Raw genomic sequence first — 13,101 nt, forward strand, 5'->3', positions numbered from 1 at the left:
GTGCTGCTTCAGGCAGTTGCTTTGCCTGCCAAGGATAAGAATGCCTCCGAATCGGTGGCTTAAGGGGTCTCGTTCATGGCGCTTGCGCTGATTATCGCTTTGCCATTTCTGGGCATCTTCCTGCCCCTGCTGCTGGAGCGCTTCGGGCGCTCGGCCTGTGCATTCGGCGCGGCCATGGCGCCATTGGCGGCGCTGGTTCTTTTGCTGTCCAAGCGGGCCGAGGTATTCGCCGGCCAGACCGAAATCGCCCATTCCGACTGGTTGCCGGAGTTGGGTCTGAACCTCAGCCTGCGGCTCGATGGCCTGGGTTTCCTCTTCGCCCTGCTGATCCTCGGGATCGGCCTGCTGGTGATTCTCTACGCCCGCTACTACCTGTCGAAGAAGGACCCGATGGGGCGCTTCTATGGCTTCTTCCTGCTGTTCATGGGCGCCATGCTCGGCGTGGTGCTGTCCGAGAACCTGCTGCTGATGCTGATGTTCTGGGAGCTGACGAGCCTGTCGTCGTTCCTGCTGATCGGCTACTGGAACCACCGTGCCGATGCCCGGCAGGGCGCACGCATGGCACTGGCGGTCACCGGCGGCGGTGGCTTGGCGCTGCTGGCCGGGATTCTCTTGATCGGTCATATCGTCGGCAGCTTCGAGTTGAGCGCGGTGCTGGCCGCGGGCGATCTGATCCGGGGCAACGCGTTGTACCCGCTGACCCTGATTCTGGTGCTGCTCGGCGTCTTCACCAAGTCGGCGCAGTTTCCGTTTCATTTCTGGCTGCCGCAGGCGATGGCGGCTCCGACGCCGGTCTCGGCATTCCTGCATTCGGCGACGATGGTCAAGGCCGGGGTATTCCTGCTCGCGCGGCTCTATCCGGCGCTGGCGGAATCGGAGTGGTGGTTCTACCTGGTCAGCATGACCGGCCTGGCCACGTTGCTGCTGGGCGCGGTGATGGCGCTGTTCCAGCACGATCTCAAGGGTTTGTTGGCGTACTCGACCATCAGCCACCTGGGGCTGATCACCCTGCTGCTCGGCCTGGACTCGCGCCTCGGGGCCGTGGCGGCGATCTTCCACATCATCAACCACGCGACCTTCAAGGCCTCGTTGTTCATGGCGGCTGGGATCATCGACCATGAAACCGGCACCCGTGACATGCGCCGCATCAATGGCATGTGGAAGTACATGCCGCACACCGCGGCGCTTGCCATGGTGGCTTCGCTGGCGATGGCCGGGGTGCCCTTGCTCAATGGCTTCCTGAGCAAGGAGATGTTCTTCGCCGAAACGCTCGAACAGCATCTGCTCGGCAGCTTCTACTGGGCCATCCCGGCGGTGGCGACCTTGGCCAGCGCCTTCTCGGTGGCCTATTCGCTGCGCTTCGTGCACGACGTGTTCTTCAATGGCGAGCCCATCGACCTGCCGAAATACCCACCGCACGAGCCGGCGCGCTACATGAAGATTCCGGTGGAGATTCTCGTGCTGCTCTGCCTGCTGGTGGGCATGTTGCCTGCCTTCACGGTGGGGCCGCTGCTGGCCGCCGCCGTGTCGGGCACCTTGAACGGCAACGTGCCCGAGTACAGCCTGAAGATCTGGCACGGCATCAACCTGCCGCTGGCCATGAGCTTCGTCGCGCTGATCGGCGGCATTGTCATCTACTCGCTGCGCAAGTGGGCATTCCGTTGGTATGACGGGCTGCCTTCGGTCGACTCCCTGGAGGTCTTCGAACGGTTCATCGGTGGGCTGACGCTGGCCGCCCGTTACATCAATTGCCTGCTGGACAACGGTTCGCTGCAGCGCTACATCGCGCTCATGCTGATCAGCAGCCTGGTGCTGGTGGTGTTCGCACTGACGCCGCTGGCGTCGCTGCACGGCACGGTGGCCCTGACACCGCTGGACGCTATCACGGTGCTGGGCATGGCTATCCTTGTTCTCACCTCGTTGCTCACCGTGCTGTTCCACCGCCGCCGGCTGGTGGCGCTGATGGTGCTGAGTGTCGCCGGGCTCATGGTGCACTGCTCTTCGCCCGCTACTCGGCGCCGGATCTGGCCTTGACCCAGCTGTCCGTGGAAGTGGTGACGATCATCCTGCTGATCCTGGCGCTGTTCTTCATGCCGGATCGCACCCCGGCCGAGTCCAGCAGCTTGCGCAGTTTCAGGGATCTGCTGCTGGCCGGCGGTTGCGGCACCATGGTCGCCTTGCTGGCGTACACGGTGCTGACCCGCCCGTACGACAGCATCGCCGCCTATTTCCTGGAGAACAGCGTGTCCGGCGGTGGCGGGGCCAACGTGGTCAACGTGATTCTGGTCGACTTCCGTGGCTTCGATACGCTGGGCGAGATCAGTGTCCTGGCCATCGCCGGCGTGGCGATCTACGGCCTGTTGCACGGGTTGCACCTGCCGCACCCGGTTCGCGACTACGCCGGGCGGCTCTGGTCCACCGATAAGCATCCCATGGTGCTGGATACGCTGGCCCGGACGCTGCTGCCAATGGCATTGCTGATCTCGGTGTTCATCTTTCTGCGTGGGCACAATCTACCGGGAGGTGGCTTCATCGCCGGCCTGATCACCGCCGTGGCGCTGATTCTCCAGTACGTTTCGCACGGGGTGGCCTGGGCCCAGGAGCGCCAACCGCTCAGCTATCACACCCTGAGCGGGGCTGGTTTGCTGATTGCCGGGCTGACCGGCCTGGGCAGCTGGCTCTTCGGTTATCCGTTCCTGACGTCGGCGTTCGATCATTTCCATCTGCCGCTGATCGGCGAGTTCGAGCTGGCGACGGCGATGCTTTTCGACCTGGGGGTATATCTGGTGGTGGTGGGCGCGACCCTGTTGATTCTTTCCAATATCGGTCACGTCAGTCAGGACGAGTCCAGCAAGGAGGTGGTGTGATGGAGGCGCTATTCGCGATCACCCTGGGGGTCATGACGGCGAGTGGGGTCTATCTGTTGCTGCGCGCACGGATCTTTCCGGTGGTCATGGGGCTGACGCTGATCTCCTATGCGGTCAACCTGTTCATTTTCTCCATGGGCCGGCTCGCGACCGGGGTGCCGGCGGTGATCGGCAAGAGCGGCAGTTACGGTGACCCGCTGCCGCAGGCGCTGGTGCTGACCGCCATCGTCATTGGCTTCGCCATGACCGCCTTCGTGGTGGTGCTGGCGCTGCGCAGCATCGGCGAGCTACGCACCGACCATGTGGATGGGCAGGAGCCGAGCAAATGAAGCATGCCTTGATCCTGCCGATCCTCCTGCCGTTGTTCACGGGCGCGGCGTTGCTGCTGTTCCACCGCCTGGGCAAGCCGGCCAAGCGCCTGCTTTCGCTGGCGGCCACCTGGGCGCTGGTGCCGGTTGCCCTCTGGCTGCTGCTGCTCGCGGGTGACGGCCAGTTACGCACCTATGCGCTGGGCAACTGGCAACCGCCATTCGGCATCATCCTGATGCTCGATCGCCTGAGCGCGCTGATGCTGCTGGTCACCACCGTGCTGGCCGGTTTCGCCGCGCTCTACGCCTGCCGCGGCGATGACGAGCGCGGGCCGAACTTCCATGCGCTGTACCAGTTCCAGTTGCTGGGCATCAATGGTGCGTTCCTCACCGGCGATCTGTTCAATCTCTTCGTGTTCTTCGAGATTCTGCTGATCTCCTCCTATGCGCTGCTGCTGCACGGCCATGGCCCGCGGCGGGTGCGTTCGGGCATGCATTACGTGGTGTTGAACCTGCTGGGCTCTTCGCTGTTCCTGATCGGGGTGAGCATGCTCTACGGCCTGCTCGGCACGCTCAACATGGCCGATCTGGCGCTGCGCGTAAGTCAGGTCGGTCCAAGCGAGGCGCCGCTGGTGGCGGCCGCGGGGTATCTGTTGCTGGTGGTCTTCTCCCTCAAGGGGGCAGTCATACCGTTGTATTTCTGGCTGCCGCGGGCCTATGCCTCGGCCACTGCGCCGGTTGCCGCGCTGTTCGCGATCATGACCAAGATCGGGTTGTATGCCATCGTGCGGGTATTCACGCTGATCTTCGGCGGCGAGGCCGGCGAGCTGAGCAACCTGGTCATGGTCTGGCTCTGGCCGCTGGCGCTGCTCACCCTGGGGGCGGCAGTGATCGGGGCGCTGGCCGCACGCAATCTGCAGGTGCTGCTGGCTTACCTGGTGGTGGCCTCGGTCGGCACGTTGCTGGCGGGGGTCGCCATCGGCAGCGAACAGAGTCTGGCCGCGGCCCTGTATTACCTGATCCACAGCACCCTCATCGCGGGGGCGCTGTTCCTGCTGGCCGATCTCATCGCCCGCCAGCGCGGCGAGTACGGCACCGACCTGGTCACCGCGCCGGCCCTGCGCCAGCCGCTGCTGCTGGGGGCGATGTTCTTCGTCGGCGCGATCTCGGTGGCCGGTCTGCCGCCTTTCTCGGGCTTCCTCGGCAAGCTGATGCTGCTGCGCGCCGTCGCCCCGGGGCCGGAAGCGGTGGCGCTCTGGGCCGTGGTGTTGGTCGGCGGGCTGGGCATGCTGATCGCCCTGAGCCGCTCCGGCAGCCTGGTGTTCTGGCGTCCCAGCGAAGCGGCCAGCGGCCTGGCTGCCGATCCGGTCCGGGTACTGGCCACCCTCGGGCTGCTGCTCGGCAGCCTGGTGCTGGTGGTCGCGGCGCAGCCGCTGCAGGCCTATGTGCAGGCCACCGCCGCGCAACTGCTCGATCTGGCGCCCTATCTGGACATCATCCGCGGAGGTGAGGCATGAAGGCCCGCTGGTTACCCAATCCAGCCTTGACGCTGCTGCTCACGCTGATCTGGCTGCTGCTGAACAATACGCTGAGCTTCGCCCATCTGCTGCTGGGGCTGTTCCTCGGCTGGGCCATCCCGCTGCTGGTGCGGGGCTTCCTGATCGAGGTGCCGCGGGTACGCAAGCCGTTCAAGCTGTGTCTGTTCATGCTCAAGGTGTTCTACGACATCGTGGTCGCCAATGTGCACGTGGCCAAGCTGGTGCTCGGGCCGAAAAGCCGCCTGAAGCCGGCGTTCATCGTGGTTCCGATGGCGATCGAGAACGAGTTCGTCCTCGCCACGCTGACCAGCATCGTTTCGCTGACCCCCGGGACCGTGTCCGCCGGGCTCAGCGCGGACCACAAGCTGCTGATCCTGCATGCGCTGGATGCGCCGGATGCCGACGAGGTCGCGGCCGATGTGAAACGCAACTACGAAGCGCCGCTACTGGAGATTTTCGAATGCTCGCGTACGTGATCCCTTTCTGCCTGGCGCTGCTGGGCCTGGCCGCGGTGCTCAACGTCGTGCGCCTGGTCAAGGGCCCGGACATGCCCGACCGGGTGCTGGCGCTGGATACGCTGTACATCAATGCCCTGGCGCTGATCGTGCTGTTCGGCATCTGGCTCGCATCCGATCTGTTCTTCGAGGCGGCGCTGCTGATCGCGGTGATGGGCTTCGTCAGTACCGTGGCGGTGGGCAAGCACCTGCTGCACGGCGATATCATCGATTGAGGAAAACGCCATGCCCTTCTGGATCGAACTGCTGGTCTGCGTGTTCCTGGTCATCGGCAGCGTCTTCGCGCTGATCGGTGCGATCGGGCTGTATCGCCTGCCGGACTTCTACACCCGCCTGCATGGGCCGACCAAGGCCACCACGCTGGGCGTCGGCGGGATCGTCATCGCCTCGATGATCTTCTTCAGCAGCCGGGACGCGGGCCTGAGCCTGCATGAACTGCTGATCACCCTGTTCCTGTTCATTACCGCCCCGGTCAGCGCGCACATGCTGTCCAAGGCGGCGATGCAGCAGAAACTGCCCACCGTCGAACAGACCCGCGGCAAGCCCTGGGACTGACGGCCGGCGCTCCGCTTCGACGAGCGACTCCTTTGCGAAAAGCGCTGCCGGCGGGTATCAGATCGCGAAACTGCTCGGCGAGGGCTGCTGCTCGTTCTCCTGCTGCAACTCCTTGATCAGCGCCTGCTGTAGGCGCTCGCAGAGCTGCGGGTCGGATAGCGGCTGGTTGTCGGCGTTGGTGACGAAGAACACGTCCTCCACGCGCTCGCCCAGGGTGGCGATCTTGGCGTTCTGCACCGACAGGTCGAAGGCCAGGAACAGCTGGCCCACCCGCGCCAGCAGGCCGGGGCGGTCCGGCGCGACGATCTCGATGATGGTCTGCGGCCGCTGCGTGTCGTTGTGGATGGTGACCTGCGGTGGGAAGGCGAAATGCTTGAGCTGGCGCGGCACGCGGCGCTGGATGATGGCCGGGTATTCGTCCGGGTTGCGCAGGGTGTCGATCAGGCCCTGGCGAATCTCCTCGATGCGCTCGGGATTGTTGCCGATCGGACTGCCGTCGGCCTCCAGCACGATATAGGTATCGAGGGTGAACTGGCTGCTCGAGGTCAGGATGCGCGCGTCATGGATGTTCAGGTTCAACTGGCCCATGGCGGCCACGGTCACGGCGAAGAAGTCGTGCTGGTCGGGCGCGTAGATGAAGATCTGGGTGCCGCCCTCGAACTCGCGCTGAGTGGTCTCCTTGATCAGCACCAGCGGCCCGCCATCGTCCGGATGCTCGATGATCGCCTCGGTATGCCAGGCGACGTCCGTCGCGGTATGGCGCAGGAAATAGTCGTCGCCCAACTGCGTCCAGAGCTGTTCGGCGTCGTCCGGGTCGGTGCCGTTGCGCACCAGGTGGTCGAGCGCCGCCCGCTGGGTCTGGCGAATCTGTTCCTCACGCTCCAGCGGGTTCTCCAGGCCGCGCTTCAAGGCGCGCTTGGTCTCGGTGTAGAGCTGGCGCAGCAGGCTGGCGCGCCAGGAGTTCCACAGCGTCGGATTGGTGGCGTTGATGTCGGCCACGGTCAGCACGTAGAGGTAGTCCAGGTGCGTCTCGTCGCCCACCCGCTGGGCGAAGTCGTTGATGACCTGCGGGTCGGAGAGGTCCTTGCGCTGCGCGGTGGTCGACATCACCAGATGGTTCTCGACCAGCCAGACCACCAGGCGGGTATCCCAGGCCGGCAGCTTGTGGCGGTTGCAGAACTGTTCGGCATCCACCGCGCCCAGTTCCGAATGGTCGCCGCCGCGGCCCTTGGCGATGTCGTGATACAGCCCGGCGATATAGATCAGTTCCGGCTTGGGCAGCCGCTCGACCAGCTTGGCGGCCAGCGGGTATTTCTCGGCGACGCCCGGTTTGGTCAGCTTGCGCAGGTACTTGATGACGTTCAGCGTGTGCGCGTCGACCGTGTAGATGTGGAACAGGTCGTGCTGCATCTGCCCGACGATGTGGCCGAACTCCGGCAGGTAGCGCCCGAGAATGCCGTAGCGGTTCATCCGGCGCAGGTTGCGGTGGATGCCTTCCTTGCACTTGAACAGCTCGATGAACAGGCTGGTGTTGCGCAGGTCCTGGCGGAAGGCATCGTCGATCAGGTAGCGATGGTCGCGCAGCAGGCGGATGGTGTCGGAGCGCACGCCCTGGATGTCGGGGTGCTGGGCGAGCAGCACGAAGGTTTCCAGGATGGCGAACGGCGTGCGCTTGAAGATCGTCGGGCTGCTCGCTTCGAGGTAGCCGTCGCGTACCTGGAAGCGGCTGTTGAGCGGCTGCGCCGGGCTCGAGTCGCCTTCCCAGAGAATCACTTCGGCGAAATGCTGGCCGACCAGGTCGCCGAGTTCGGCGATGCTCATGACCACCCGGTAGTACTTCTGCATGAAGCGCTCGATGGCCAGCTTGGCGTCGCTGTCCTCGTAGCCGAGCAGGGCCGCGAGGGCGCGCTGGTGATCGAACAGCAGGCGGTCCTCGGCACGCCCGGCGAGCATGTGCAGACCGTAGCGGACCTTCCAGAGGAATTCCTGGGCGGCCGTCAGCAGGCTGTGCTCGCCCTCGGTGAGAAAGCCCTGGTCGACCATGGCCTGCAGGTTCAGCGTGCCGAACTCGCGGCGGGCGATCCAGAGGATGGTCTGGATGTCGCGCAGCCCGCCGGGCGAGCCCTTCACGTTGGGCTCGAGATTGTATTCGGTGTTGTTGTACTTGGAGTGGCGCGCGCGCTGCTCGTTGCGCTTGGCCAGGAAGAACTCCTTGCTCGGCCACATCTGTTGCACGCTGGTGACCTTCAACATGGCCTGGCGCAGGTGTTCCGGACCGGCGATGGTGCGGCTTTCCATCAGGTTGGTGATGACGGTCAGGTCGGCGCGGGCCTGCTCGGCGCATTCGGCGACCGAGCGCACGGCCTGGCCGACTTCCAGGCCGATGTCCCAGAGCAGGGTGAGGAAGCCCTCGATGGAATCGCGGAAAACCTCCTGGTCGTTGTCGTCGAGCAGGATCAGCAGGTCGATGTCGGAATAGGGGTGCAGCTCGCCGCGGCCGTAGCCGCCGACCGCCACCAGGGCGATGTCGGCACCCTTGTCCCAATCGAAGCGGCTCCAGGCCGAGTACAGGATCTGGTCGACGAACCAGGCCCGGTCCTCGATCAGGCGGCGGATGTCGCGGCCGCTCCTGAAGCGCTCGTCCAACACCTGCCGGGCCTGGCGGATGGCCTTCTTGTACGCGGCAATGGGGCTTGCCTTGAGCGCCAGTTCCGCCTGGAACTGGCTGGGATCGAACAGTTCCGGATCAACCTGGGGCATGCGAAATCCTCCCGTGGTACCGCGATCGAGTGGGGCCTGGCTCAGGCGGAGGTGCGTGCGATGGTGTCGTCGCTGCGCAGGGTGAGGATCTCGTAGCCGTCGGCGGTGACCAGGATGGTGTGCTCCCATTGCGCCGACAGCTTGCGGTCCTTGGTGATGGCGGTCCAGCCGTCGCCGAGCAGGCGGGTCTCGGCGCGGCCCTGGTTGATCATCGGCTCGATGGTGAAGGTCATGCCTTCCTTGAGCTCCAGGCCGGTGCCGGCGCGGCCGTAGTGCAGGACCTGCGGCTCCTCGTGGAAGACCTTGCCGATGCCGTGGCCGCAGTATTCGCGCACCACCGAGAAACCGTTCTTTTCGGCGTGCTTCTGGATCACCTCGCCGATATCCCCCAGGCGGCGCCCGGACGCACCAGTTCGATACCTTTATATAGGCACTCCTGGGTGATCTGGCAGAGCCGCTGCGCCCATTCGGGCGTCTTGCCGACCAGGAACATCTTGCTGGTGTCGCCGTGGTAGCCGTCCTTGATGACGGTGATGTCGATGTTGAGGATGTCGCCATCCTTCAGCGGCTTGTCGTTGGGAATGCCGTGGCAGACCACGTGATTGATCGAAGTGCAGATCGACTTGGGGAAGCCCTTGTAGTTGAGGGGCGCCGGAATCGCCTGTTGCACGTTGACGATGTGGTCATGGCAAAGGCGGTCCAGTTCTTCGGTGGTGACGCCAGGCTTGACGTGTTCGCCGATCATCTCGAGCACTTCGGCGGCGAGCCGCCCGGCGATGCGCATTTTCTCGATGTCTTCGGGCGTCTTGATGGTGACAGTCATTGCAAGCTCTCGGGCACGAAAGGGAAGGGCGGTATGTTAGCAGCTTGAAGCTGGAAGCCTGAAGCTGGAAGCGGCCGGCGGACATGGGCAGGAGCCATGCCCGCGACGCTCTTGCGTGGCCAGTGTTCGCGAGCATGGCTCGCTCCTGCAGGAGCCGCCCCGTCGCCCCGATAGGCTTGACGGCCTTTGCGCCGTTCCGAACCCTTTCCAGCTTCCAGCTTCCAGCTTCCAGCTTGTAGCTTGTGGCTGCTTTCTGTGCTATAAAACGCGCCGCTCGACGGGACTACCCGTTGCGCTTGAACCCCACACACGTGTCGACACGGTATCCTGGGTGCTCGAAAGAGTTGGATATCGGGACGCGTGGAGGCCTAACCCGACTTATTCGAGGACTTATCATGTCTCAAGTCACCATGCGCGATATGCTGAAGGCCGGTGTGCACTTCGGCCACCAGACCCGTTACTGGAATCCGAAAATGGACAAGTACATTTTCGGCGCGCGCAACAAGATCCACATCATCAACCTGGAAAAGACCCTGCCGATGTTCAACGACGCCCTGCGCTTCGTTGAGAAACTGGCTGCAGGCAAGAACAAGATCCTGTTCGTCGGCACCAAGCGTTCCGCTGGCAAGATCGTTCGCGAAGAAGCTGCGCGTTGCGGTTCGCCGTACGTCGATCATCGCTGGTTGGGCGGCATGCTGACCAACTACAAGACCATCCGTGCTTCCATCAAGCGTCTGCGCGAGCTGGAAACCCAGTCCCAGGACGGCACTTTCGAGAAGCTGACCAAGAAAGAAGCGCTGATGCGCAGCCGCGACCTCGAGAAGCTCGAGCGCAGCCTGGGCGGTATCAAGGACATGGGCGGCCTGCCGGACGCCATGTTCGTCGTCGACGTCGATCACGAGCGCATCGCCATCTCCGAAGCCAACAAGCTGGGCATCCCGGTCATCGGCATCGTCGATACCAACAGCAGCCCGGAAGGCGTCGACTACATCATCCCGGGTAACGACGACGCCATCCGCGCCGTTCAGCTGTACCTGGGTTCGATGGCCGATGCCGTCCTGCGTGGTCGCCAGAACGGCGCCAGCGGTGCCGACGAGTTCGTCGAGGAAGTGGCTTCCGAAGCGGCTCAGGGCTGAGTGCGACGCACTGCAGCGTGACACCCGATAAACGAAAAGGGGGCTAGGCCCCCTTTTTGTCTCTTGCGAATTGATCACCCGAGTCCGTGGGTGAATGGTTAGAAACCAATCGAGAGGATTCCCTACATGGCAGAAATCACTGCAGCCTTGGTCAAAGAACTGCGCGAGCGTACCGGCCAGGGCATGATGGAGTGCAAGAAAGCACTGGTTGCCGCGAACGGCGACATCGAGAAGGCCATCGACGACATGCGTGCCTCCGGTGCCATCAAGGCCGCCAAGAAGTCCGGTAACATCGCCGCCGAAGGCTCGATCGCCGTTCGCGTCGAAGGTGGCCGTGGCCTGATCATCGAAGTCAATTCGCAGACCGACTTCCTGGCTCTGCAGGATGACTTCAAGGCCTTCGTCAAGGAAAGCCTGGACGAAGCCTTCGAGCAGAAGCTGACCGAAGTGGCCCCGCTGATCGCTTCCCGCGAATCCGCCCGCGAAGCCCTGGTCGCCAAGTGTGGCGAGAACGTCAACATCCGTCGCCTGACCGCCGTCGAAGGCGAGGTGGTGGGTGCCTACCTGCACGGCCATCGCATCGGCGTGCTGGTTACCCTGAAGGGTGGCGATGCCGAGCTGGCGAAGGATATCGCCATGCATGTGGCGGCCAGCAACCCGGCCGTGCTGAACCCCTCCGACGTGTCCGAAGAGCTGATCGCCAAGGAGAAGGAAATCTTCATGCAGCTCAACGCCGACAAGATCGCCGGCAAGCCGGAGAACATCGTCGAGAACATGGTCAAGGGCCGTATCAACAAGTTCCTGGCCGAGGCCAGCCTGGTCGAGCAGGCGTTCGTCAAGAACCCGGAAGTCAAGGTCGGCGAGCTGGCGAAGAAGGCCGGTGCCGAAATCGTTTCCTTCGTTCGCTACGAAGTGGGCGAGGGTATCGAGAAGGCCGAAGTCGATTTCGCTGCCGAAGTAGCTGCCCAGGTGGCCGCCACCAAGAAGTAAGGTCGCTCTGTCGTCCTGATGAAGAGGCTGCCCGCTTACGCGCGCGGCCTCTTTGTCGAATGGGGCGGCGGAATTGTTTTTTCTGTCACGTTATAGTCTTCGCCTGGCACCAACTCAGCGTTGCGTTGTCAAAGCGCAGATATTTTTTTGTCTGATCAATCCAGTTCTAGTCATAGCACGCCGCAGGAGATTACACGCCAATGGCTCAGCAGATGAGTGCACGCAATCCTCGCTATAAACGCATTCTGCTCAAATTAAGCGGCGAGGCCCTGATGGGCTCCGAAGACTTCGGCATCGATCCCAAGGTGCTCGATCGCATGGCGTTGGAGGTCGGGCAACTGGTGGGTATCGGTGTCGAGGTCGGTCTGGTGATCGGCGGTGGCAACCTGTTCCGTGGCGCGGCGCTTTCCGCAGCGGGCATGGATCGGGTGACCGGCGACCACATGGGGATGCTGGCGACCGTGATGAACGCCCTGGCGATGCGTGATGCGCTGGAGCGCTCGAACATCCCCGCGCTGGTGATGTCGGCCATTTCCATGGTCGGCGTGACCGATCACTACGACCGCCGCAAGGCCATGCGTCATCTCAAGTCCGGCGAAGTGGTGATCTTCTCCGCCGGTACCGGCAATCCGTTCTTCACCACCGATTCGGCGGCCTGCCTGCGTGCCATCGAGATCCAGGCCGATGTGGTGCTCAAGGCGACCAAGGTCGACGGCGTCTACACTGCCGATCCGTTCAAGGACCCCAATGCCGAGAAGTTCGCGCAGCTGACCTATGACGAAGTGCTCGATCGCAAGCTCGGCGTGATGGACCTGACCGCCATCTGCCTGTGCCGCGATCACACCATGCCGCTGCGCGTTTTCAACATGAACAAACCCGGCGCCCTGCTGAACATCGTGCTCGGCGGCGCCGAAGGAACACTGATCGAGGAAGCGAACCAATGATCAACGAGATCAAGCAAGACGCGCAGGAGCGCATGAAGAAGAGCCTGGAGTCGCTGGACTACGCCTTCGCCAAGATCCGTACCGGCCGGGCGCACCCGAGCATCCTCGACAGCGTGATGGTGTCCTACTACGGCGCCGACACGCCGCTGCGCCAGGTGGCCAACGTGGTGGCGGAAGATTCGCGCACCCTGGCGCTGACCGTCTTCGACAAGAGCATGATCCAGGCGGTCGAGAAGGCCATCATGACCTCCGATCTGGGGCTGAACCCGGCAACCGCCGGCACCACCATCCGTGTGCCGATGCCGGCGCTCACCGAAGAGACGCGCAAGGGCTATACCAAGCAGGCCCGTGCCGAGGCCGAGAACGCCCGCGTCGCGGTGCGCAACATTCGTCGCGATGCGTTGGCGCAGCTGAAGGACCTGGTCAAGGAGAAGGAAATCAGCGAGGACGAGGAACGTCGCGGCCAGGATGACGTCCAGAAGCTAACCGACAAGTTCGTTGCCGAGATCGACAAGGCTCTCGAGGCCAAAGAAGCCGACCTGATGGCCGTATAAGGCCTGCATCGGATGCCTCCGTGGCGTGTTCGTCGAGTTCGCTTCATTGCCGGCTCGCGGCGCAACGGAGGCGGGATGCCCTGAAGCTGCCGCTTGCAGCTTTGTCTTTTG

At 63.6% G+C, this 13,101-nt stretch carries 10 protein-coding genes and 2 pseudogenes; 10 read left to right on the forward strand and 2 right to left on the reverse strand.

The genetic code is table 11. The annotated features are described in order from the left end of the window. Window positions 1-75 precede the first annotated feature (75 nt). The 6 genes and pseudogenes from BAY1663_RS02425 to BAY1663_RS02450 all read left to right on the forward strand — a co-directional run bounded on the left by BAY1663_RS02425 (window position 76) and on the right by BAY1663_RS02450 (window position 5,783). Window positions 76-2,867, forward strand: a pseudogene (locus BAY1663_RS02425) (monovalent cation/H+ antiporter subunit A). Beyond that, window positions 2,867-3,196 carry a Na+/H+ antiporter subunit C gene (locus BAY1663_RS02430; protein WP_037037706.1) on the forward strand — a complete coding sequence of 110 codons (330 nt, stop codon included), beginning with the start codon at window positions 2,867-2,869 and terminating at the stop codon, window positions 3,194-3,196. The pseudogene BAY1663_RS02425 and the gene BAY1663_RS02430 overlap by 1 nt, the downstream one beginning before the upstream one ends. Then, a complete protein-coding gene (locus BAY1663_RS02435) occupies window positions 3,193-4,692 on the forward strand; it encodes a monovalent cation/H+ antiporter subunit D (protein WP_037037708.1) in 1,500 nt (499 codons plus the stop codon). The genes BAY1663_RS02430 and BAY1663_RS02435 overlap by 4 nt, the downstream gene beginning before the upstream one ends. Continuing rightward, window positions 4,689-5,189, forward strand: a complete 501-nt coding sequence (locus tag BAY1663_RS02440; protein ID WP_013982323.1) for a Na+/H+ antiporter subunit E — start codon at window positions 4,689-4,691, stop codon at window positions 5,187-5,189. Before BAY1663_RS02435 ends, BAY1663_RS02440 begins: the two co-directional genes overlap by 4 nt. Then, the gene (locus tag BAY1663_RS02445) at window positions 5,174-5,443 is read left to right on the forward strand and encodes a K+/H+ antiporter subunit F (protein ID WP_013982324.1); all 270 of its coding nucleotides are present in this window, start codon (window positions 5,174-5,176) and stop codon (window positions 5,441-5,443) included. The genes BAY1663_RS02440 and BAY1663_RS02445 overlap by 16 nt, the downstream gene beginning before the upstream one ends. Before the next feature lie 10 nt (window positions 5,444-5,453). Then, a complete protein-coding gene (locus BAY1663_RS02450) occupies window positions 5,454-5,783 on the forward strand; it encodes a Na+/H+ antiporter subunit G (RefSeq protein WP_037037710.1) in 330 nt (109 codons plus the stop codon). A gap of 57 nt (window positions 5,784-5,840) precedes the next feature. Here BAY1663_RS02450 and BAY1663_RS02455 read toward each other — a convergent pair whose 3' ends face one another. Together BAY1663_RS02455 and map are read right to left on the reverse strand one after the other, a co-directional pair. After that, entirely contained in the window at window positions 5,841-8,543 is a 2,703-nt protein-coding gene (locus tag BAY1663_RS02455) for a [protein-PII] uridylyltransferase (RefSeq protein WP_037037712.1), read from the reverse strand. Window positions 8,544-8,584: 41 nt separating this feature from the next. Further along, a pseudogene (gene map / locus BAY1663_RS02460) lies at window positions 8,585-9,366 on the reverse strand (type I methionyl aminopeptidase). Window positions 9,367-9,761: 395 nt separating this feature from the next. Between map and rpsB the strand changes: the two are divergent. The 4 genes from rpsB (at window position 9,762) to frr (ending at window position 12,990) form a co-directional block, all read left to right on the forward strand. Beyond that, window positions 9,762-10,502: a 30S ribosomal protein S2 gene (gene rpsB, locus BAY1663_RS02465; RefSeq protein WP_037037714.1), complete on the forward strand. Its 741-nt coding sequence runs from the start codon at window positions 9,762-9,764 to the stop codon at window positions 10,500-10,502. Window positions 10,503-10,628: 126 nt separating this feature from the next. Continuing rightward, on the forward strand, window positions 10,629-11,492 hold the full coding sequence (gene tsf, locus BAY1663_RS02470) for a translation elongation factor Ts (RefSeq protein WP_037037716.1): 864 nt from the start codon (window positions 10,629-10,631) through the stop codon (window positions 11,490-11,492). 200 nt (window positions 11,493-11,692) lie between these two features. Beyond that, the gene (gene pyrH, locus BAY1663_RS02475; protein ID WP_037037717.1) at window positions 11,693-12,436 is read left to right on the forward strand and encodes a UMP kinase; all 744 of its coding nucleotides are present in this window, start codon (window positions 11,693-11,695) and stop codon (window positions 12,434-12,436) included. Beyond that, entirely contained in the window at window positions 12,433-12,990 is a 558-nt protein-coding gene (gene frr / locus BAY1663_RS02480) for a ribosome recycling factor (RefSeq protein ID WP_037037719.1), read from the forward strand. The genes pyrH and frr overlap by 4 nt, the downstream gene beginning before the upstream one ends. Window positions 12,991-13,101 lie beyond the last annotated feature (111 nt).

The sequence above is a fragment of the Pseudomonas sp. BAY1663 genome (assembly GCF_000582595.1).
GTDB classification, from domain to species: domain Bacteria; phylum Pseudomonadota; class Gammaproteobacteria; order Pseudomonadales; family Pseudomonadaceae; genus Stutzerimonas; species Stutzerimonas stutzeri_AF.